This is a genomic window from Streptomyces sp. M-16 (assembly GCF_052114405.1).
In the GTDB taxonomy this organism is placed as follows: Bacteria; Actinomycetota; Actinomycetes; order Streptomycetales; family Streptomycetaceae; genus Streptomyces.
This window is the reverse complement of record NZ_JBFRER010000004.1, coordinates 179,074-198,784: the sequence shown is the minus strand read 5'-3', so window position 1 is coordinate 198,784 and position 19,711 is coordinate 179,074. Positions and strand designations below refer to the sequence as shown.

At 71.5% G+C, this 19,711-nt stretch carries 16 protein-coding genes and 1 pseudogene; 13 read left to right on the top strand and 4 right to left on the bottom strand.

Annotation, left to right across the window (positions count from 1 at the left end; all coding sequences use genetic code 11):
- Positions 1-193, top strand: a pseudogene (locus tag AB4039_RS03625) (SMI1/KNR4 family protein); the annotation flags it as partial.
- The gene (locus AB4039_RS03620) at positions 190-726 is read left to right on the top strand and encodes a GNAT family N-acetyltransferase (RefSeq protein ID WP_442269936.1); all 537 of its coding nucleotides are present in this window, start codon (positions 190-192) and stop codon (positions 724-726) included. The pseudogene AB4039_RS03625 and the gene AB4039_RS03620, both read left to right, overlap by 4 nt.
- A gap of 15 nt (positions 727-741) precedes the next feature.
- On the opposite strand, the gene AB4039_RS03615 is transcribed toward AB4039_RS03620, so the two are convergent.
- Positions 742-2,772, bottom strand: a complete 2,031-nt coding sequence (locus tag AB4039_RS03615) for a phosphocholine-specific phospholipase C (RefSeq protein ID WP_442269935.1) — start codon at positions 2,770-2,772, stop codon at positions 742-744.
- 119 nt (positions 2,773-2,891) lie between these two features.
- Complete coding sequence (locus tag AB4039_RS03610) at positions 2,892-3,905, bottom strand: MDR family NADP-dependent oxidoreductase (RefSeq protein WP_266842505.1); 1,014 nt, start codon at positions 3,903-3,905, stop codon at positions 2,892-2,894.
- A gap of 79 nt (positions 3,906-3,984) precedes the next feature.
- Between AB4039_RS03610 and AB4039_RS03605 the strand changes: the two genes are divergently transcribed.
- The 4 genes from AB4039_RS03605 to AB4039_RS03590 all read left to right on the top strand — a co-directional run bounded on the left by AB4039_RS03605 (position 3,985) and on the right by AB4039_RS03590 (position 7,968).
- Positions 3,985-4,953: a LysR family transcriptional regulator gene (locus AB4039_RS03605; protein ID WP_442269934.1), complete on the top strand. Its 969-nt coding sequence runs from the start codon at positions 3,985-3,987 to the stop codon at positions 4,951-4,953.
- Positions 4,954-5,213: 260 nt separating this feature from the next.
- Positions 5,214-5,345, top strand: a complete 132-nt coding sequence (locus AB4039_RS03600) for a hypothetical protein (RefSeq protein ID WP_256462237.1) — start codon at positions 5,214-5,216, stop codon at positions 5,343-5,345.
- Between the two features lie 253 nt (positions 5,346-5,598).
- The gene (locus AB4039_RS03595; RefSeq protein ID WP_266842508.1) at positions 5,599-6,639 is read left to right on the top strand and encodes a 3-isopropylmalate dehydrogenase; all 1,041 of its coding nucleotides are present in this window, start codon (positions 5,599-5,601) and stop codon (positions 6,637-6,639) included.
- A 228-nt stretch (positions 6,640-6,867) separates the two neighbouring features.
- A complete protein-coding gene (locus AB4039_RS03590) occupies positions 6,868-7,968 on the top strand; it encodes a branched-chain amino acid aminotransferase (RefSeq protein ID WP_266842510.1) in 1,101 nt (366 codons plus the stop codon).
- Between the two features lie 92 nt (positions 7,969-8,060).
- On the opposite strand, the gene AB4039_RS03585 is transcribed toward AB4039_RS03590, so the two are convergent.
- Positions 8,061-9,491: a cytosine permease gene (locus AB4039_RS03585; RefSeq protein WP_442269933.1), complete on the bottom strand. Its 1,431-nt coding sequence runs from the start codon at positions 9,489-9,491 to the stop codon at positions 8,061-8,063.
- Positions 9,492-9,648: 157 nt separating this feature from the next.
- Between AB4039_RS03585 and ureA the strand changes: the two genes are divergently transcribed.
- The 6 genes from ureA to AB4039_RS03555 all read left to right on the top strand — a co-directional run bounded on the left by ureA (position 9,649) and on the right by AB4039_RS03555 (position 17,235).
- Positions 9,649-10,368, top strand: a complete 720-nt coding sequence (ureA, locus tag AB4039_RS03580; RefSeq protein WP_442269932.1) for an urease subunit gamma — start codon at positions 9,649-9,651, stop codon at positions 10,366-10,368.
- A 56-nt stretch (positions 10,369-10,424) separates the two neighbouring features.
- Positions 10,425-12,107 carry an urease subunit alpha gene (locus AB4039_RS03575; RefSeq protein ID WP_266844061.1) on the top strand — a complete coding sequence of 561 codons (1,683 nt, stop codon included), beginning with the start codon at positions 10,425-10,427 and terminating at the stop codon, positions 12,105-12,107.
- Positions 12,108-12,127: 20 nt separating this feature from the next.
- The gene (locus AB4039_RS03570) at positions 12,128-13,168 is read left to right on the top strand and encodes an agmatine deiminase family protein (RefSeq protein ID WP_442269931.1); all 1,041 of its coding nucleotides are present in this window, start codon (positions 12,128-12,130) and stop codon (positions 13,166-13,168) included.
- A 38-nt stretch (positions 13,169-13,206) separates the two neighbouring features.
- Positions 13,207-13,827, top strand: coding sequence for a TetR/AcrR family transcriptional regulator (locus AB4039_RS03565; RefSeq protein ID WP_266842518.1), 621 nt, complete (start codon positions 13,207-13,209; stop codon positions 13,825-13,827).
- A 326-nt stretch (positions 13,828-14,153) separates the two neighbouring features.
- Positions 14,154-15,776, top strand: coding sequence for a citramalate synthase (gene cimA / locus AB4039_RS03560; protein WP_266842519.1), 1,623 nt, complete (start codon positions 14,154-14,156; stop codon positions 15,774-15,776).
- Positions 15,777-15,888: 112 nt separating this feature from the next.
- Positions 15,889-17,235: a hypothetical protein gene (locus tag AB4039_RS03555; RefSeq protein ID WP_266842521.1), complete on the top strand. Its 1,347-nt coding sequence runs from the start codon at positions 15,889-15,891 to the stop codon at positions 17,233-17,235.
- 31 nt (positions 17,236-17,266) lie between these two features.
- Here AB4039_RS03555 and AB4039_RS03550 read toward each other — a convergent pair whose 3' ends face one another.
- Positions 17,267-17,869, bottom strand: a complete 603-nt coding sequence (locus tag AB4039_RS03550; protein ID WP_266842523.1) for a YceI family protein — start codon at positions 17,867-17,869, stop codon at positions 17,267-17,269.
- Between the two features lie 258 nt (positions 17,870-18,127).
- Here AB4039_RS03550 and AB4039_RS03545 point away from each other — a divergent pair, with 258 nt between their 5' ends.
- Positions 18,128-19,711, top strand: coding sequence for an acyl-CoA carboxylase subunit beta (locus AB4039_RS03545; RefSeq protein ID WP_266842525.1), 1,584 nt, complete (start codon positions 18,128-18,130; stop codon positions 19,709-19,711).

Here is a 19,711-nt window from a genome sequence, read left to right as displayed (position 1 = left end):
CGGCCGCGCGGCCGAGGAGCTGACCGCGGGCACGCTCACCCTCGCCGAGGAGGGCTGCGGGATGTACCTCCGGCTGGTCCTGAACGGCCCGTACGCCGGACAGGTGTGGTGGCTGGACCCGGACTGGGGCGGATTCGTCCCCGCCGCCCCCGACTTCCGTACCTGGTACGCCGACTGGCTGGAGAAGCCGTGACCGTACGCCTCGTCCACACCGCCGAACTGCGCGCCGGGGAGCTGCGCGCGATCCGCGAGCTGCTCGACCGCGCCTTCGAGGGGGACTTCGGCGACGAGGACTTCGAGCACGCCCTGGGGGGCGTGCACGCCCTGCTCCACCGGGACGGGGAGCTCGTCGCGCACGGCAGCGTCGTCCAGCGCCGGGTGCTGCACCGCGGCCGCGCCCTGCGCACCGGGTACGTGGAGGCCGTGGCGGTACGGCCCGGTCTGCGGCGCGCCGGGCTGGGCGGGGCGGTGATGGCCGGCCTGGAGGGGGTGATCGGGCGGGCCTACCCGCTCGGCGCCCTGTCCGCCTCCGAGGCCGGGGCCGCCCTGTACGCGGGCCGCGGCTGGCGCCCCCACCCCGGGCCGGTCGGAGTGCTCGGCCCGGACGGTCCCGAGCGGCTCCCCGACGAGGAGGGCTCGACGTACGTGTGGACGCCGCCCGGCGGGGCCGTGCTGGACCCCGCCGGGCGGCTCGACTTCGACTGGCGCAACGGCGACGTGCTCTAGTCCCGACGGGGCCGGCTAGGACCCGGAGACGCTCGCGGCGCCCGTCTCGATGTGGCCGGTGTAGCGGCGCGACCAGGTGCCGTCGGCGTCGGTCAGGATCGTGAAGTCGTACCAGCCCTTGCTGTACGCGACCGCGTTGAAGAAGTCCTCGCGCGAGGAGTTCGCCGGGACGGTGTAGGTCCACGGCCCGTCCGTGCGGTAGGCGTTCGAGCGGACGGTGAAGGTGACCGGCGAGGCGGACGCGTTCGTCATCTTGAACCAGATGGCCATCTTGCCGGTGCCGGACTCGACCGCGAAGCGGGCGGCGACCTCCAGGGACTTGCCCGCCTTGGTCGCGTCGCCGATGAAGCGGCGCAGGAAGCGGTTGGGTCCGTACATGGAGATGTCGTACTTTCCGGAGCCGTTGCCGATGCCGATGCTGAACCAGTCCGTGGCGGTGGTGCCGGGGTCGACCGTGTACTGCCAGGCGGTGGTGTCCCGGTACTGGTGCGGGTGGATGGAGAAGTGCGCCGCCTGCTTCGCCGGGCCGCCCTGGTTGGTCATCGAGAACCAGGCCGTGATCTGGCCGAGCGTCCCGAACTCGAAGCGGTCCAGGTTGCCGTTGACCTGGTACGGGAGCGCCCGCGCCGGGCGCGTTCCGGGCTCCTGCGCCGGGAGGGCGTTGTCCTGGGGGGCCGGGTTGGGCAGCGGGCCGCAGGTCGCCTGCCCGATCACCTTGGCGGTCGACGGCAGGCCCGAGGGGACCCCGTAGACGGGGTGCGCGAAGTCGAAGACGCCGGTCAGGTCGCCGACCACCTTGCGGCGCCAGGGGCTGATGTTGGGACAGGCGGCCGGAGTGCCCAGGGCCGTCGTCCAGGTCTCCATGAAGCGGAGCACCGAGGTGTGGTCGAAGACCTCGGAGCTGACCCAGCCGCCCCGGGTCCACGGCGACATCACGAGCATCGGGACGCGGAAACCGAGGCCGATCGGGACGCCGTCGAGGTACTCGTCGGCGGTGCCGGGCGGGGCGACCGGCGGCGGGACGTGGTCGAAGAAGCCGTCGTTCTCGTCGTAGTTGAGGAACAGGACGGTGGAGTCGAAGACCTCCGGGTTCGCGGCGAGCGCCCGGTAGACCAGGTCCACGAAGTGCGCGCCGTCGCCGGGCGGGGCGTACGGGTGCTCGGAGAAGGCCTCGTTCGCGACCACCCAGGACACCTGCGGCAGGGTGCCGGCGACGACGTCCGCGCGGATGGCGGCGGCGATGTCGTCCGGGGTGGAGCCGGTGACCCTGGGGACCGAGGCCATGCCCCGGTCCCACAGCGGGTCGCCGGGCTTGGAGTCGGTGAACTTCTTGAAGTAGGCGAGGCCGTTGTCCCCGTAGTTGTCCTGCGCGTTCTGGTAGACCTTCCAGGTCATGCCGGCCCGCTGGAGGGCCTCTGCGTACGTCTCCCAGGTCAGCCCGGACTCCTCGCCGCCGTCCTTGCTGCCCGCGTCGACCTTGCCGCTCCACAGGAAGGTGCGGTTGGGGCCGGTGGCGCTGAGGGTGGAGCAGAAGTAGGCGTCGCAGATCGTGTAGTTGTCGGCGAGCCCGTAGTGGAAGGGTATGTCCCCGCGGTCCAGGTAGCCGAGGGTGTGCGTCTTGCCGACGCCGAGGACCCAGTTGTCCATCCGGCCCTTGTTCCAGGCCGCGTGCTGCGAGGTCCAGCTGTGCGGGAGGTCGCCGGTGCACTGGGCCAGCGTCTCGCTGTCGGCGCCGCCGGCCGCCGGGGTGGCGGAGAGCTTCCACGGGTACTGGCGTCCGCCCCAGTTGGGCTGGTTGAACGTGCCCCAGCCGCCCGGGATGTTGCCGGCGGCGCGGTCGCCGAAGCCGCGGACGCCCTTCAGCCTGCCGAAGTAGTGGTCGAAGCTGCGGTTCTCCTGCATGAGGATCACCACGTGCTTCACGTCGGTGATCGTGCCGGTCGCGGCGGCCGCGGCCGCCGTCGTCGGCGTGATCGCGGGCAGGGTCGCCCCTGCCACGAGCCCGGCGCCGATTCCCACGAAACCTCTGCGGCTGATCGGTGTCACTGGCTGCTCGCCTCCAACTCAAGTGCCCCGCTGGCACATTGACCGCAAGAGTGACGGCAGCCACCGCAAAGGTCTACATCCGTGCGGTAAGAACTCGGTGAACATCCGGCTGACCGGATTCAGTCCTTGAGACGGACCAGCATCTTGCCCAGGTTCTCCCCGCGCAGTACGCCCAGGAAGGCCTCCACGGTCCGGTCGAATCCCTGCACAACGGTGGTGTCGGTGCTCACCCGCCCGCTGCGCAGGTGGGGGACCAGGAAGTCCTCCAGCTCATCCTGCAGATTGGTGTGATTTCGAACCAATACCCCTTCCAGGCGCAGCGATTTGTGTACGACCTCGAAGAGGTTGCGGGGTGCGGCCGGGGAACGGTCGCCGTTGTACATCGAGATCCCGCCGACCCAGGCGATCCGCCCGTACTCCCGCAGGACGTCGATCGCGCCTTCGAGGTGGTCCCCGCCCACGTTGTCCACGTAGACGTCGATGCCCTCCGGGGCGGCCTGCGCCAGCTGCTCGCCGACCGGCCCGTCGTGGTAGTCGAAGGCCGCGTCGAAGCCGAGGACCTCGGTGAGGTGGCGGACCTTCGCCGCCGAGCCCGCGCTGCCGATGATCCGGCGGGCGCCGAGGAGCCTGGCGATGTGCCCGGTGGCCGTCCCGACCCCGCCCGCGGCGGCCGATACGAAGAGGTCCTCGCCCTCGCGCAGGGCCGCCGTCCGGGTGAGGGCGGCGTACGCGGTCAGGCCGGTCCCGCCCAGGACGGACAGGTACGCCTCCAGGGGGACGCCCGCGTGGCCGCGCAGCTTGCGCGTGCCGTCCACCCCCAGGGTGACCAGGGCGTGGGTGCGCCAGCCCGAGCGGTGGAAGACCAGGTCGCCCTCGGCCAGGCCCGGATCGCGGGAGGCGGTCACCCGGCCCACCGAGCGGCCTTCGAGGGGGGAGTGGAGGTCGAAGCCGCCCTCGCCGCCGTCCATCATCCCGCGGTGGTACGGGTCCACCGACAGCAGCAGGTTCTCCACCAGGGCGGTGCCCGGGGCGGGTTCGGGAACGGGATGGGAGACGTGGGCGAACCCGGAGGGGGAGGGGAAACCGGCGGGGCGGGCGGTCAGGTGGACGGAGGAAGCGGTCTGCGTTGTCATGGGGACGACCGTAGGAAGGAATCCCGTGGCCGGGCAGGGGGTTGGCCTCATGGAAGCCGCGCACCCATGAACGCGGCTCATGCACCGAGGTGGGAACCCCGTGACCGAGCTCGCCCCGCAGGAACTGAGGGTGCTGGTCGCCGTCGCCGAGACGGGTGGCTTCTCCGCCGCCGCGAACCGGCTCGGCATCACCCAGTCGGCCGTCTCCCACTCGGTGCGCGGCAGCGAGGCCAAGGTCGGCGCGGTGCTCTTCGACCGAGGGCGCGCCGGCGCCTCGCCCACCCCGGCGGGGGAGCGGGCCGTGGCGCTGGGCCGGCGCATCCTGCGGCTCTACGAGGTGCTGGGCGCGGAGGCCCGCGCCGCCGGCCGGGCCCCCGCCGGGCCGGGGGCGGTGGACGGGGTCCTGCGCATCGCCGCCTTCCGCAGCGCGGCCCTGCACCTGCTGCCGCCCGCGCTGGAACGGCTCACCGCACGGCACCCCGGGATCCGGCCCGAGGTCAGGGTGGTGCGCGAACTCGGCGCCGGGACCGCGGGGGAGGTGGCGGCGGGGCGGGCGGACCTCGCCATCGCGACCCTGGGCGCGTCTGGCGACGTACCGCCGGCCGGGGGGTCCGCCGGGCCGTCCACCGGTCTGCCTTCCGGTCTGCCTTCCGGTCTGCCGGACGGCCTGCTGAGCGGGGAGCTCACCCGGGAGGCCTACTCCCTCGTCCATCCGGTCGGGCACCCCGATCCGAAGGCGCTGCCGCTGCTGGACTGGGACGAGAACTGCGGCTCCTACACCCGGGACTGGTGGCGGGCCCAGGACTGGATCCCCCGGGCCACCGTGAAGGCCGAGGACGACGCCATGGTGCTGACCATGGTCGGCCGGGGGCTGGGTATGGCGATCCTGCCGGAGCTGTCGCTGCGCGAGGCCACGGACGCCGTCGAGATCGCCGGATTGGGCCCTGCGGGGCCGGTGAGGCGCGTGGGATACGTCACCACACCGGAATTGGCGTCCACTGTCGCCGTCAGGGCTCTGATCAGGGAACTCAGGGCCGACAAGAGCTGAAAACGGAGCCTCCGGAAGGGGTCTTCCGGGGGCTCGGGCGTCTCAGATAGTAGGAAGTCCGAGTAATTGCCGAGACATACAGCCGCACCTGGCCTAGCTTTGTAGAAGCCGAACGTCTCGCTGATCCAGCGAATGGCGGTCGATAGCGCGCGCCCCTGGGCAGGCAACCCCTGCCGCGCCGCTTCCCGCCTCTTCCGGCGCCTTGAAGGAACCCCTCATCCGTGGCCCCGCCACGCCGTGATCTCAAGGAGTCGATCACCATGACCCCCACCTCCGCCGCCACCCGTCGCGTCCGCCACTCCTCCCCGGCCGACGCGGACCGCAAGAACGCCGCGGCCGCCCTCCAGCGCGCGCTGGACCGCCGCGACAACGGCGGCTCGACCGGCCACTGATTCCGCGGATCTCGCAGATCCGCGGATCCAACCGATCCCGCGGATCCAACCGATCCCGCGGATCCAACCGATCCCGCGGACCCACCGATCCCGCGGACCCACCGATCCCGCGGATCTCGCAGATCCCGCCCACTGATCCCACCGGCCCGCGGCCACACCGGCCGCCCGCGGCACGTCGCGTCCACGGTGGACCATTGGTCCACATGGTGGACGCGATATGTCTGAGGGCTGGGACACGGAGTACGGTTCCGTCATGTCGACCAGCATCAATCTCGCAGTGATCCCCGGTGATGGCATCGGCCAGGAAGTCGTGGCTCAGGGCCTCAAGGTCCTTACCGCGGTCCTGCCCCAGGATGCGAAGCTGGTGACCAAGGAGTACGACCTCGGCGCCCAGCGCTGGCACCGCACCGGTGAGACCCTCCCGGACGCGGAGCTCGAAGCGCTCAAGCACCACGACGCGATCCTGCTCGGAGCCATCGGTGACCCCTCGGTCCCGTCCGGCGTCCTGGAGCGCGGTCTGCTGCTGAAACTCCGCTTCGCCTTCGACCACTTCATCAACCTGCGCCCCTCGAAGCTCTTCCCCAACACGGCCACCCCGCTCGCCGGCCGTCCGGAGATCGACTTCGTCGTGGTCCGCGAGGGCACCGAGGGCCCGTACACCGGCAACGGCGGCAGCCTGCGCACCGGCACCCCCGCCGAGGTGGCCACCGAGGTCAGCATCAACACCGCGTACGGCGTGGAGCGCGTCGTCCGTGACGCGTACGAGCGGGCCAACGCCCGCCCGCGCAAGAAGCTGACGCTGGTTCACAAGAACAACGTCCTCGTGTACGCGGGCCACATGTGGAAGAACATCTTCGACACGGTGGGCCAGGAGTACCCCGAGGTCACCACCGACTACCTGCACGTCGACGCCGCGACGATCTTCTTCGTCACCCAGCCCGAGCGCTTCGACGTCATCGTCACGGACAACCTCTTCGGTGACATCCTCACCGACCTGGCCGCCGCCGTGACCGGCGGGATCGGCCTGGCCGCCTCCGGGAACATCAACCCGACCGGCGCCTTCCCGTCGATGTTCGAGCCCGTCCACGGCTCGGCCCCCGACATCGCGGGCACCGGCAAGGCCGACCCGACCGCGACGATCCTCTCCGTCGCCCTCCTGCTGCGCCACCTCGGCCACGAGGCCGAGGCCGTCCGCATCGAGGACGCCGTCTCCGCCGATCTGGCCGAGCGCGACGGGACCTTCCGCTCCACCGACGCGATCGGCGACGCCCTCGCCGCACGCGTAGCCGGCTGACCCGGCAGCTCCACCTCAGGAAGCCGCAGGGTCGCGACCACCGGACCCGGCGGCTTCTCCTGTGCGGCCCCGGGTGCCACCATCTCCCCTGGGCCGCAATCACCCCGTTTCACCGGAGCCCCCTCGCGCGCGATAATCGAACGCGAGGCCGCGGAAAACGGGGAAGCTCGGACGTCCTGGTACGCATGAGCGCGGTCCGCCATACACAACGGTGAAGGACAAGCACTCATGACGACGCCCACGATCGAGCTCAAGCCCTCCTCGAACCCGCTGTCCGACGCGGAGCGCGAGGCGATCCTGGCCAGCCCCGGCTTCGGCCGCCACTTCACCGATCACATGGTGACGATCAAGTGGACGGAGGGCCGCGGCTGGCACGACGCCGAGCTGGTCCCCTACGCGCCGCTGTCGATGGACCCGGCGAACATGACCCTGCACTACGCGCAGACGATCTTCGAGGGCCTCAAGGCCTACAAGCAGCCCGACGGCACCGTCGCCACCTTCCGCCCGCAGGCCAACGCCGAACGCTTCCAGGCCTCCGCCCGCCGCATGGCGATGCCGGAGCTGCCGGCCGAGCTGTTCATCGAGGCCTGTGACGCCCTCATCAAGCAGGACAGCGCCTGGGTGCCGGACTCCGGCGAGGCCTCCCTGTACCTGCGGCCGTTCATGTTCGCGTCCGAGGTCGGCCTGGGCGTCCGCCCGGCCAACGAGTTCCTCTTCATGGTCATCGCCTCGCCCGCCGGCGCGTACTTCCCCGGTGGCGTCAAGCCCGTCTCCGTCTGGCTCTCCGAGGAGTACGTCCGCGCAGTCAAGGGCGGCACCGGCGCCGCCAAGACCGGCGGCAACTACGCGGCCTCCCTCGTCGCCCAGGCCCAGGCCGCCTCGCACGGCTGCGACCAGGTCGTCTGGCTGGACGCCGTCGAGCACCGCTGGATCGAGGAGATGGGCGGCATGAACCTGTACTTCGTGTACGGCCAGGAGGACGGGACGCAGCGGATCGTCACCCCGGAGCTGACCGGCTCGCTCCTGCCGGGCATCACCCGCGACTCCCTCCTCACCATCGCCCGCGACCTCGGCTACACCGCCGAGGAGGGCCGCATCTCCACCGAGGACTGGAAGCGCGACAACGAGAACGGCACCCTCACCGAGGTGTTCGCCTGCGGCACCGCCGCCGTCATCACCCCGGTCGGCTCGGTCAAGTCCGAGCGCGCCAACTGGATCCAGGGCGACGGCGAGCCCGGCGAGGTCACCATGAAGCTCCGCAAGGCGCTCCTCGACCTCCAGACGGGCCGCACCGCCGACACCCACGGCTGGATGCACCCGCTCGGCTAGGCACCGCGAAGTCCCCGCCGCCCGGCGTACGAAGGCCCGCGCCCCCCCATCCGGGGGCGCGGGCCTTCGTGCGTCGCGCGGCGGGAAGGGCCTCACACGGTGGCGGGTTCCTCCGTGGCGGGCGCCGCGGCGGGGGCGACGGCGGGCGCGGTGCGGGCGGTCAGCGCCGTGTAGACGAGGCCGCCGGCCAGGCCGGAGAAGATGAAGGAGCAGTCCACCCCGCCGGTCAGGGCGAGCAGCGGGCCCTCGTAGAAGGGGGTGCTCACGGCGAGCAGGCCGACACCGGCTCCGATCGCCCAGGAGGCGGTGGCGCGCGGGTTCCAGCCGCCGCGGTACCAGTAGATCCCGCCCACCGAGCGGCGGTTGAAGACCTGGAGGGCGTCGGCGTCGTACTGCCCGCGGCAGCGCACGAAGCCGATCAGCGTGATCACGGCCCACGGGGTGCCGACGGCGGTCAGCAGCAGCACGAAGGAGGTCATCGCGGACTGCACGTTCCACTCGAAGGAGCCGATGAAGACGAAGGCGGTGGCGACGGCGGCGGCGATCACGGTGGCCTTCGTACGGGTGGCCTTGGGGACGATCGCGTCGAGGTCGAGGCCCATGGAGTACAGCATCAGCCCGGCGTTGCCCACGGAACCCGCCGCGGCCGCGGCGAGCAGCGGGATCAGGTACCAGAACGGCGAGGCGGCGACGAGCGGCCCGGCGTAGTCGGTGGAGCCGGCCCTGGCGGCGAGCGCGGTGTAGGTGCCGAACAGCTGCGGTACGAGCAGGCCGATCAGCAGGCCGAAGGAGGTGGCCCAGAACACCTTGCGGGGGTTGTGCCTGGTGGGGGAGACGTAGCGGGTGTAGTCGCCGAGCAGGGTGATGAAGGCGACGGGGCCGCTGAGTCCGGCGGCGACGGCGGCGAGCAGCCAGGTCGGCCGGAAGGAGCCGAGGAGGTACGAGGCCTCCGGCGCGGCGGTGGTGAAGTCGGGGGCGTAGGCGTAGACGCCGATGGCCAGCAGGATCACCATGCCGATGGAAAGGATCTTGCTCATCCGCAGTAGCAGCCGGTAGCCGAACACGGCCCCGACGACGGTACACGCGGCGAGTACGCCGTACATCGCGGCCCGCGTGAGGCCGTTCTCCGGCAGCCCGATGAGCCGGGACAGGGCGCCGACCATCACGTCGCCGCCGATCCACAGGGTGAGCGCGGTGTAGCCGAGGGAGAGCAGCAGGCCCACGATCGAGCCGACGAGCCGCCCGCGGACGCCGAACTGGGCGCCGCTGGACGTGGAGAGGTTGGTCGCCGTGCGCAGGGACACCAGTGCCAGCGGCGCGGTCACCGCGATTCCGACGACGGTGCCGGTCACGATGGCGGTGAGCGAGGGCCACAGTCCCAGTCCGAAGGACGGGGGCAGCCAGCCGAAGACGATCACACCGAGGCAGAGGTTGGAGCCGAGGAGGATCGAGATCAGGTCACGGGGACCGCTCGTCCGCTCCTCCTCCGGGATGGTGTCGACTCCGCGCTGTTCGATGGGCATGGGGGGACTCCCTTGGCAGGGCGGGGGGTGGTTACGCAGGTGTTTGAGCGACACTCAATGTGACTCAGGCCCTGCCCTCAGGTCAATGATTCCCAGCGAGGAAATGAAGAGTTAGAGTGATGCTCTAACCCATCGACTCAAAAGGTGGTGGATCGGCGTGCGGCTGACCCCTACGGAGCGCGACCGGCTGCTGCTGCGCAGCGCCGCGGAACTGGCCAGGGCCCGGCGGGGCCGGGGCCTGCGGCTCAACGTCCCCGAGGCGACGGCGCTGATCGCGGACACGGTCTGCGAGGCCGCGCGCGACGGAAAGCGCCTGGCGGAGGCCATCGAGGAGGCCCGGAGCGTCCTGGGCCCCGACGACGTGCTGCCCGGCGTGGCCGACGTGGTCACCGAGGTGCACGTGGAGGCCGTCTTCGACGACGGGTCCCGCCTCGCGGTGGTCTCGTCCCCGATCCGGGGTGCGGCCTCGCTCGGCGAGGACGCACCGGGTGCGGTCGTACCGGGCCCCGGCGCCCCCCAGCCCGAGCCGGCCCTGCACCTGCGGGTGCGCAACACCGCCCCCGTTCCGGTGAGCGTCACCTCCCACTTCCATTTCTTCGAGGCGAACCCGCGCCTCGACTTCGACCGCGCTGCGGCCTACGGCATGCGGCTGTGCGTCCCGGCCGGGTCCTCGGTGCGCTTCGACCCGCACGGCGAGGGCGAGGTCGGCCTGGTACCGATCGGCGGGGACCGGATCGCGATCGGTTTCGCGGGCCTGGTCGACGGTCCGCTGGACGCCCCCGGCGCGAAGGCGGAGGCCCTGCGCCGGGCCGCCGCCTGCGGCTACCTGGGCGTGGCCGACACCACCGCCGGCGCCCCTGAAGGAGACCAGGCGTGAGCCGTCAGACCCCCCACACCGACCACAGCGCGCACTGCGCACCCGGCAGCCGGCACATCGACCCGCACGAGTACGCGTCCGTCTTCGGTCCCCGCGCCGGGGACCGGGTCCGGCTGGGGGACTCGGGGCTGACCGTCCGGGTGGAGTCCGACTCCCAGAGGCCGGGTGACGAGTTCCTGGCCGGTTTCGGCAAGACCGCCCGTGACGGGCTGCACCTGAAGGCCGCCGCCGTCCGCGAGACCTGTGACGTGGTGATCAGCAACGTCCTGGTGATCGACGCGGTGCTGGGCATCCGCAAGGTCTCCATCGGCATCCGTGAGGGCCGTATCCACGCGATCGGCCGGGCCGGCAACCCCGACACCCTCGACGGGGTCGACGTGGTCGTCGGCACCGGCACGAGCATCGTCTCCGGCGAGGGCATGATCGCCACGGCCGGAGCCGTCGACACCCACGTCCACCTGCTCTCCCCGCGCATCATGGAGGCCTCCCTCGCGAGCGGGGTGACCACGGTCATCGGGCAGGAGTTCGGCCCGGTCTGGGGCGTCGGCGTCAACTCGCCGTGGGCGCTCAGGCACGCCTTCAACGCCTTCGACGCGTGGCCCGTCAACATCGGCTTCCTGGCCCGCGGGTCCTCCTCGGACGCGGCCCCGCTGGTCGAGGCGCTCGCCGAGGGCGGTGCGTGCGGGTTCAAGGTCCACGAGGACATGGGCGCGCACACCCGCGCCCTGGACACCGCGCTGCGGGTGGCCGAGGAGCACGACGTGCAGGTCGCCCTGCACAGCGACGGCCTCAACGAGTGCCTCTCCGTCGAGGACACCCTGCGCGTCCTGGACGGGCGGACCATCCACGCCTTCCACATCGAGGGCTGCGGCGGCGGGCACGTCCCCAACGTGCTCAAGATGGCGGGCGTGGCGAACGTCATCGGCTCTTCCACCAACCCGACCCTGCCCTTCGGGCGGGACGCGGTGGCCGAGCACTACGGCATGATCGTCTCCGTCCACGACCTCAAGCCGGACCTCCCCGGCGACGCCGCGATGGCCCGCGACCGCATCCGCGCCGGGACCATGGGGGCCGAGGACGTCCTGCACGACCTGGGCGCGATCGGCATCACCTCCTCCGACGCCCAGGGCATGGGCCGGGCCGGCGAGACGGTCCGGCGCACCTTCGCCATGGCCGCGAAGATGAAGGGCGAGCTCGGCCCGCTGGACGGCGACGGCGAGGGCGACGACAACGCCCGCGTCCTGCGCTACATGGCCAAGCTCACCATCAACCCGGCCATCGCCCACGGCCTGGCCCACGAGATCGGCTCCATCGAGGTCGGCAAGCTCGCCGACATCGTCCTGTGGCGCCCGGCCTTCTTCGGCGCCAAGCCCCAGCTGGTCCTCAAGTCCGGCTTCCCCGCCTACGGCGTCACCGGCGACCCCAACGCCGCCACCGACACCTGCGAACCACTCGTCCTCGGCCCGCAGTTCGGCTCCTACGGGGCCACCGCCGCCGACATCTCCGTCGCCTTCGTCTCCGCCGCGGCGGCCGCGCTCGGCTCCGACGAGATGCCCACGCGCCGCCGCCGGGTCGCCGTCCGCGGCACCCGCGGCATCGGCCCGCGGGACCTCCTCCTCAACTCCCGGATGGGCGCGGTCGATGTGGACGCGCGCAGCGGACTGGTCTCCCTCGACGGGGAACCGCTGCGCTCCGAAGCCGCCGAGTCGGTCTCCCTCAACCGCCTGTACTTCCTGTGAAGCCCGTAAGGACGCCTGTCATGACCACGAACAAGCCCACCGCCGACGGATTCCGGATGCCCGCCGAGTGGACCCCCCACAAGCGCACCTGGATGGCGTGGCCCAGCCCCAACCCCACGTTCACCAACGAACGGGAGCTCGCCGAGGCCCGTGAGGCCTGGGGCGCCGTCGCCCGCGCGGTGCGCTCGTACGAGCCCGTGACCCTCGTCGTCGCCCCGGGCGACGCCGAGTCGGCGCGCGCGATCGTCGGCGAGGACGTCCAGCTGGTCGAGCGGGAGCTCGACGACGCCTGGATGCGCGACATCGGCCCGACCTTCGTCACCAACGACGCCGGCGAGCTGGCCGCCGTCGACTGGACCTTCAACGGCTGGGGCGCGCAGGAGTGGGCCCGCTGGGACCACGACGAGAAGATCGCCCGGCACGTCTCCGACCTCGCGGGCACCCGTACGTACAGCACCCGCCTGGTCAACGAGGGCGGCGCGATCCACGTCGACGGCGAGGGCACCGTGCTCCTGACCGACACCGTGCAGCTCGGCGAGGGACGCAACCCCGGCTGGACCCGCCAGCAGGTCGAGGCCGAGATCCACGCACACCTCGGCACCACCAAGGCCATCTGGCTCCCGTACGGCCTGGCCGGCGACTACGGCACCTACGGCACCCAGGGCCACGTGGACATCGTCGCCGCCTTCGCCCGCCCCGGCGTGGTCATGGTCCACACCCAGCCCGACCCCGCCCACCCGGACCACGAGCGCTGCAAGACCATCGCCGCGATCCTGCGCGCCTCCACCGACGCCCGCGGCAGGCAGCTGGAGGTCGTGGAGATCCCCGCGCCGACCGTGCTGGAGGAGGACGGCGAGTGGGTGGACTACTCGTACATCAACCACTACCTCTGCAACGGCGGCGTGGTGCTGTGCTCCTTCGACGACCCCCGCGACGAGGAGGCCGCCGAAATCTTCCGCGGTCTGTTCCCGGAGCGGACCGTGACGCTCGTTGACGCACGTACGATTTTCGCCGGGGGTGGCGGTATCCACTGCATCACCCAGCAGCAGCCGAAGGTCTGACCCACGGACCGCCGGCGAACCTCGTGAAGGAGTGGCCCATGGTGGCGGGTGGAGTACCGGTACGGGCGGCGCGCAAGAACGCGCCCCCGCGCGAGGACGTACTCGTCGCCGCCATGGCCACGATCGCCGAGCGCGGACTGGACGGCCTGACCATGGCCGGCCTCGGCCGCCAGGTCGGCATGAGCAGCGGCCACCTCCTCTACTACTTCGGCAGCAAGGACGAACTCCTGCTGCGGACCCTGGAGTGGAGCGAGGCGGCGCTGGGCACCGAGCGGCGGGCCCTGCTGTCCCGTCCCGGCACGGCACGCGCCCGCATCGGGGCCTACGTGGACCTCTACGTACCCGACGGGCCCCGGGACCCGCACTGGACCCTGTGGCTGGAGGTCTGGAACCGTTCCCAGAACGCCGGGCCCCAGGAACGCGAACGGCAGGCCGCCATCGAGGGCGCCTGGCACCGCGACCTGGTCGCCCTCCTCGCCGAGGGCATCTCGCGCGGCGAGTTCCGCCCCGTGGACGCCGAACGCTTCGCGGCCCGCCTGCGGGCCCTGCTCGACGGCTTCAGCATCCAGCTGGCCGTCGGACTGCCGGGGATCGGACGCGGGGACATCCTCGAACACGTGGCCGAGTACCTCACGGAGGCCCTGGTGGCGCAGGTCTGACCGGGCGGCCGGCCCGGCTGCCGGACGGCGCTGCCCGGATGCTGAGACCGGCGTCCACGGGCGACGGGCTGTGTGGCACACTGCGAGCGTGCCTGCTCAGCTCATGATTATGGACAGCAGCGCGCCGGTCCTCTGTGACCGCTGAAACCGTGGAAGACCTTCGCGGCAGCGGCCACCGTGCCTCAGACCCGCGCGCAGACCTCTCGCACCCGCGAGGGGTCTTTTCGTTTCCCGGCTCCAAACCACGCCGGGCCGGCAGCGCGCGATGATGGGGGCAGTGGATCCCGGGCTTCCGGAACCACTCATCCGACAGGAGTCAGATCAGCATGACGACGACAGAGGCGACGGAGCCGACAGCGGCCCTCGATGACAGCTTCCACGTCTTCGACACCACCCTGCGCGACGGCGCCCAGCGTGAGGGCATCAACCTCACGGTCGCGGACAAGCTGACCATCGCACGGCACCTGGACGACTTCGGCGTGGGCTTCATCGAGGGCGGCTGGCCCGGCGCCAACCCCCGCGACACCGAGTTCTTCGCCCGCGCCCGCGCCGAGATCGATTTCAAGAACGCCCAGCTCGTCGCCTTCGGCGCCACCCGCCGGGCCGGCGGCTCCGCCGCCGCGGACCCGCAGGTCCGCGCCCTCCTGGAATCCGGCGCCCCGGTGATCACCCTGGTCGCCAAGTCCCACGACCGGCACGTCGAACTCGCGCTGCGCACCACCCTCGAAGAGAACCTGGAGATGGTCCGGGACACCGTCTCCCACCTCGTCGCCCAGGGCCGCCGCGTCTTCGTCGACTGCGAGCACTTCTTCGACGGCTACCGCGCCAACGCGGAGTACGCCAAGTCCGTGGTCCGCACCGCGCACGAGGCCGGGGCCGACGTCGTCATCCTCTGCGACACCAACGGCGGCATGCTCCCCGCCCAGGTCACCGCCGTCGTGGCGACGGTCATCGCGGACACCGGGGCCCGCCTCGGCATCCACGCGCAGGACGACACCGGCTGCGCCGTCGCCAACACCCTGGCCGCCGTCGACGCGGGCGCCACGCACGTGCAGTGCACCGCGAACGGCTACGGCGAGCGCGTCGGCAACGCCAACCTCTTCCCCGTCGTCGCCGCGCTGGAGATCAAGTACGGCCGCACGGTGCTCCCCGAGGGCGCCCTGGCCGAGATGACCCGCATCTCGCACGCCATCGCCGAGGTCGTCAACCTCACCCCCTCCACGCACCAGCCCTACGTGGGCGTCTCGGCCTTCGCGCACAAGGCGGGCCTGCACGCCTCGGCCATCAAGGTCGACCCCGACCTCTACCAGCACATCGACCCGGAGCGGGTCGGCAACACCATGCGGATGTTGGTCTCCGACATGGCCGGACGGGCCTCCATCGAGCTCAAGGGCAAGGAGCTCGGCGTCGACCTCGGAGGGGACCGCGCGCTGATCTCCCGGGTCGTCGAGCGGGTCAAGGAGCGGGAGCTCCAGGGCTACACCTACGAGGCCGCCGACGCCTCCTTCGAACTGCTGCTGCGCGCCGAGGTCGAGGGCCGGGCCCGCAAGTACTTCCGTACGGAGTCCTGGCGGGCGATCGTCGAGGACCGCCCCGACGGCACCCACGCCAACGAGGCCACGGTCAAGCTGTGGGCCAAGGGCGAGCGGATCGTCGCCACGGCGGAGGGAAACGGTCCCGTCAACGCCCTGGACCGGGCCCTGCGCGTGGCCCTGGAACGCTTCTACCCGCAGCTCGCCAAGTTCGAGCTCATCGACTACAAGGTCCGCATCCTGGAGGGCAAGCACGGCACGGAGTCCACGACCCGGGTCCTGATCTCCACGACGGACGGCATCCGGGAGTGGTCCACGGTCGGCGTCGCCGAGAACGTGATCGCCGCGTCCTGGCAGGCCCTGGAGGACGCCTTCACCTTCGGCCTCCTGCACGCGGGCGTCGAACCGGCGGAGTAGTCGAACCGGCGGAGGAGGCGCCCCCGGGGCCGGATGCCGGGTTGCGGGGTCGCAGGGCTTCCCTTATGTCCAGCTCACACAGGAAACGTCCTGTTCGGGTAGCGTCTTGGGCATGAGGACCAGGCTGATTTCCGTGTTTTCCGGCCTGCTGCTGGCCCTGTCGGCGACCGCTCTCGTGGTCGCCCCGCAGGCGTCGGCGGCCACCGGGGTTTCCGCAGTCGGGGAGGCCCTGAAGGAGGGGCCCGTCTACGTCGACCCCGGGGCGCGGGCGCAGCTGTCCCCGAGCCAGGCCGACGCGCTGGCCAAGAAGATCAAGGACGCCGGGAAGCCGGTGTTCGTCGCCGTGCTCCCGAACACGGCCGAGTTCCCGCAGGACAAGGTGCTCGGAGCCGTCCGCGCCGAGACCGGGATCACCGGCCTGTACGCGATCCGCCTCGGCGACGGCTTCAACGCCGGCGCCGACCGGACCGTGATGCCCGGCAACGCCGTCCGCAACCTCACCGACGCCGTCAAGACCGGTACCCCGGTGGACGCGAACACCCAGCTCAACAACTTCGTCGACCAGGCCCTCACCCAGGTCAAGGGCGGAGCCCCGGCCTCCTGGGGCGGCGCCGCCGCGGACGACGCCTTTCCCACCGGCGCGCTGATCGGCCTCGGCGCCGTCGCGCTGGTCGGCGGCGGCGGTGCGTACGCGCTGGTGAAGCGCAACCGCCGGCAGAAGGAAGAGGCCCGCCGCGAGGCCATCGCCCGCCTGAGCGTGGTCGTGGACGAGGACATCACCGCCTTCGGCGAGGAACTCGACCGCCTCGACTTCCACCCGGGCGAGCCCGGCGCCGACGACGCGATGCGGGCGGACTACGAGCAGGGCCTGGACTCCTACGAGAAGGCCAAGCAGATCATGGCCTCCGTGCAGCACCCGGAGGAGGTGCAGGGCGTGACCCAGGCGCTGGAGGACGGCCGCTTCGCGCTGGCCCGCCTGGACGCGCGCCGCCAGGGCCGGCCCCTGCCGGAGCGGCGTTCGCCCTGCTTCTTCGACCCGCGCCACGGCCCGAGCACCGAGGACGCCGCCTGGGCGCCGGCCGGCGGGGCACCGCGTACGGTTCCGGTCTGCGCGGCGGACGCCGTACGGCTGCGCGACGGCCTGGACCCGGCGGTCCGCACCGTCGACACCGAGCACGGGCCGCGCCCGTACTACGACGCCGGCCCGGCGTACGGCCCCTGGGCCGGCGGCTACTTCGGCGGCGGCATCCTGCCCGGCCTGCTGGTGGGCACGATGCTCGGTTCGATGATGTCCTCTCCCGCCTACGCCTCCGACTTCGGCGGTGGCATGGGCTCCGGGTTCGAGGGAGGCGACGTCTCCGGGGCGGACTTCAACCCGTCCGACTTCGGCGGCGGGGACTTCGGCGGAGGGGGCGGCTTCGACGGCGGAGGGGGCTTCGGCGGAGGGGGCGACTGGTAGCCGCCCCCGGCCCGGAGCCGTCCGGCAGGACCTAGGCCTGCTTGATCGCCGAGATGTCGAAGGTCAGCTTCACCTTGTCGCTGACCATCACACCGCCGGCCTCCAGCGCCGCGTTCCAGGTCAGACCCCAGTCGGAGCGGAGGATCTCGGCCGAGCCCTCGAAGCCGACGCGCTCGTTGCCGTAGACGTCGGTCGCGCTGCCCGCGAACTCCAGGTCGATGGAGAGCGGGCGCGTGACGTCCTTGATCGTCAGCTCGCCGGTGATCCGGTACGTGTCGCCGCCGACGGCCTGCGCCGAGGTGGAGCGGAAGCGCATCAGGGGAAAGCGTTCGGCGTCGAAGAAGTCGGCGCCCCGCAGGTGCGCGTCGCGGTCGGCGATGCCCGTGCCGACGGAGGCGATCGTGACGTCGATGGCGGCCGTGGACCGGGACGGGTCCGCACCGTCGAGGTGCAGCGTGCCCTCGTGCTCGGTGAAGCTGCCGCGGACGTTGGTCACCATGGCGTGGCGCACGGTGAAGCCGATGCTGCTGTGGCCGGCGTCGATCGTGTAGTCGCCGGTGAGGGCGGCGAGCGCCGGGTCCACGTCGAGCGTGGCGACGGGGGTGGTCTGGCTGCGGCGGGTGAAGAGACCCATGGCTTCCTCCTCGGAAAGGTTCTGCGACGGAATTGCTTGAAAGTTCAACTAGAGCGAGGCTAGAGGCATTCCGTTTAAATTTCAACTTCCTGCCGCCGAAGGGGGCGGTTTTGTGCGACTCCCACAAAGGCCAACGGTTCCCGCTGGGGGAGTCCGTACATCCTTCGGAGGTTCTGTCCGGCCCGTACAGCGGATGGGGCCCGAGACTGTGTAGAACCAACGGAGGGTTTTCATGGCCGGGCTTCGTAAGGTCGGTACATGACCGTTGTGGACCAGACTCCGAGCGAGCCGACGGACGCCCGCGGGCGCGTGGCCGAGCTGCACTCCCTCCGCGAGGACGCCCGGCGCGGCCCCAGCGACCGGGCGACCGAAGCGCAGCACGCCAAGGGCAAGCTGACCGCGCGCGAGCGCATCGCGCTCCTGCTCGACGAGGGTTCCTTCAAGGAGGTCGAGCAGCTCCGCAGGCACCGGGCCACCGGCTTCGGCCTGGAGGCCAAGAAGCCCTACACCGACGGCGTCATCACCGGCTGGGGCACCGTCGAGGGCCGCACGGTCTTCGTCTACGCCCACGACTTCCGCATCTTCGGCGGCGCGCTGGGCGAGGCCCACGCCACGAAGATCCACAAGATCATGGACATGGCCATCGCGGCCGGCGCCCCGCTGGTCTCCCTCAACGACGGCGCGGGCGCCCGCATCCAGGAGGGCGTCTCCGCGCTCGCCGGGTACGGCGGCATCTTCCAGCGCAACACCAAGGCCTCGGGCGTCATCCCGCAGATCTCGGTCATGCTCGGCCCCTGCGCCGGCGGCGCCGCGTACTCCCCGGCGCTCACGGACTTCGTCTTCATGGTCCGCGACACCTCGCAGATGTTCATCACCGGCCCGGACGTGGTCCGCGCGGTGACCGGCGAGGAGATCACCCAGAACGGCCTCGGCGGCGCGGACGTGCACGCCGAGACCTCGGGCGTCGCGCACTTCGCGTACGACGACGAGGAGACCTGCATCTCCGAGGTCCGCTACCTCATCACGATGCTGCCCTCCAACAACCGCGAGAACCCGCCGGTCCACGAGACCGACGACCCGAAGGACCGTCGCTCCGACGTCCTGCTGGACCTGGTCCCGGCCGACGGCAACCGCCCGTACGACATGCTCAAGGTCATCGAGGAGCTCGTCGACGACGGCGACGTCCTGGAGATCCACGAGCGCTGGGCCCGCAACATCATCTGCGCCCTCGCGCGGCTGGACGGCCAGGTCGTCGGCATCGTCGCCAACCAGCCCGGCCACCTCGCCGGCGTCCTGGACATCCACGCCTCCGAGAAGGCCGCGCGGTTCGTCCAGCTCTGTGACGCCTTCAACATCCCGATCGTCACGCTGCTGGACGTCCCCGGCTTCCTCCCGGGCGTCGACCAGGAGCACGGCGGCATCATCCGCCACGGCGCCAAGCTGCTGTACGCGTACTGCAACGCCACCGTGCCGCGCATCTCGCTGATCCTGCGCAAGGCCTACGGCGGCGCGTACATCGTCATGGACTCCCAGTCCATCGGCGCCGACCTCACCTACGCCTGGCCGACCAACGAGATCGCCGTCATGGGCGCCGAGGGCGCGGCCAACGTCATCTTCCGCAAGCAGATCGCGGACGCCGAGGACCCCGAGGCGATGCGCGCCCGGATGGTCAAGGAATACAAGGCCGAGCTGATGCACCCGTACTACGCGGCCGAGCGCGGCCTCGTGGACGACGTCATCGACCCCGCCGAGACCCGCGAGGTGCTCGTGAGCGCCCTCGCGATGCTCCGCACGAAGCACGCCGATCTGCCGTCCCGCAAGCACGGCAACCCGCCGCAGTAA

Bases quoted from the DNA above. Each gene is read 5' to 3' on its own strand.
- AB4039_RS03610 (WP_266842505.1), bottom strand. From the start codon at position 3,905: ATGACAACGCAGACCGCTTCCTCCGTCCACCTGACCGCCCGCCCCGCC.
- AB4039_RS03605 (WP_442269934.1), top strand. From the start codon at position 3,985: ATGCACCGAGGTGGGAACCCCGTGACCGAGCTCGCCCCGCAGGAACTG.
- AB4039_RS03600 (WP_256462237.1), top strand. From the start codon at position 5,214: ATGACCCCCACCTCCGCCGCCACCCGTCGCGTCCGCCACTCCTCCCCG.
- AB4039_RS03595 (WP_266842508.1), top strand. From the start codon at position 5,599: ATGTCGACCAGCATCAATCTCGCAGTGATCCCCGGTGATGGCATCGGC.
- AB4039_RS03590 (WP_266842510.1), top strand. From the start codon at position 6,868: ATGACGACGCCCACGATCGAGCTCAAGCCCTCCTCGAACCCGCTGTCC.
- AB4039_RS03585 (WP_442269933.1), bottom strand. From the start codon at position 9,491: ATGCCCATCGAACAGCGCGGAGTCGACACCATCCCGGAGGAGGAGCGG.
- AB4039_RS03570 (WP_442269931.1), top strand. From the start codon at position 12,128: ATGACCACGAACAAGCCCACCGCCGACGGATTCCGGATGCCCGCCGAG.
- AB4039_RS03565 (WP_266842518.1), top strand. From the start codon at position 13,207: ATGGTGGCGGGTGGAGTACCGGTACGGGCGGCGCGCAAGAACGCGCCC.
- cimA (WP_266842519.1), top strand. From the start codon at position 14,154: ATGACGACGACAGAGGCGACGGAGCCGACAGCGGCCCTCGATGACAGC.
- AB4039_RS03555 (WP_266842521.1), top strand. From the start codon at position 15,889: ATGAGGACCAGGCTGATTTCCGTGTTTTCCGGCCTGCTGCTGGCCCTG.
- AB4039_RS03550 (WP_266842523.1), bottom strand. From the start codon at position 17,869: ATGGGTCTCTTCACCCGCCGCAGCCAGACCACCCCCGTCGCCACGCTC.
- AB4039_RS03545 (WP_266842525.1), top strand. From the start codon at position 18,128: ATGACCGTTGTGGACCAGACTCCGAGCGAGCCGACGGACGCCCGCGGG.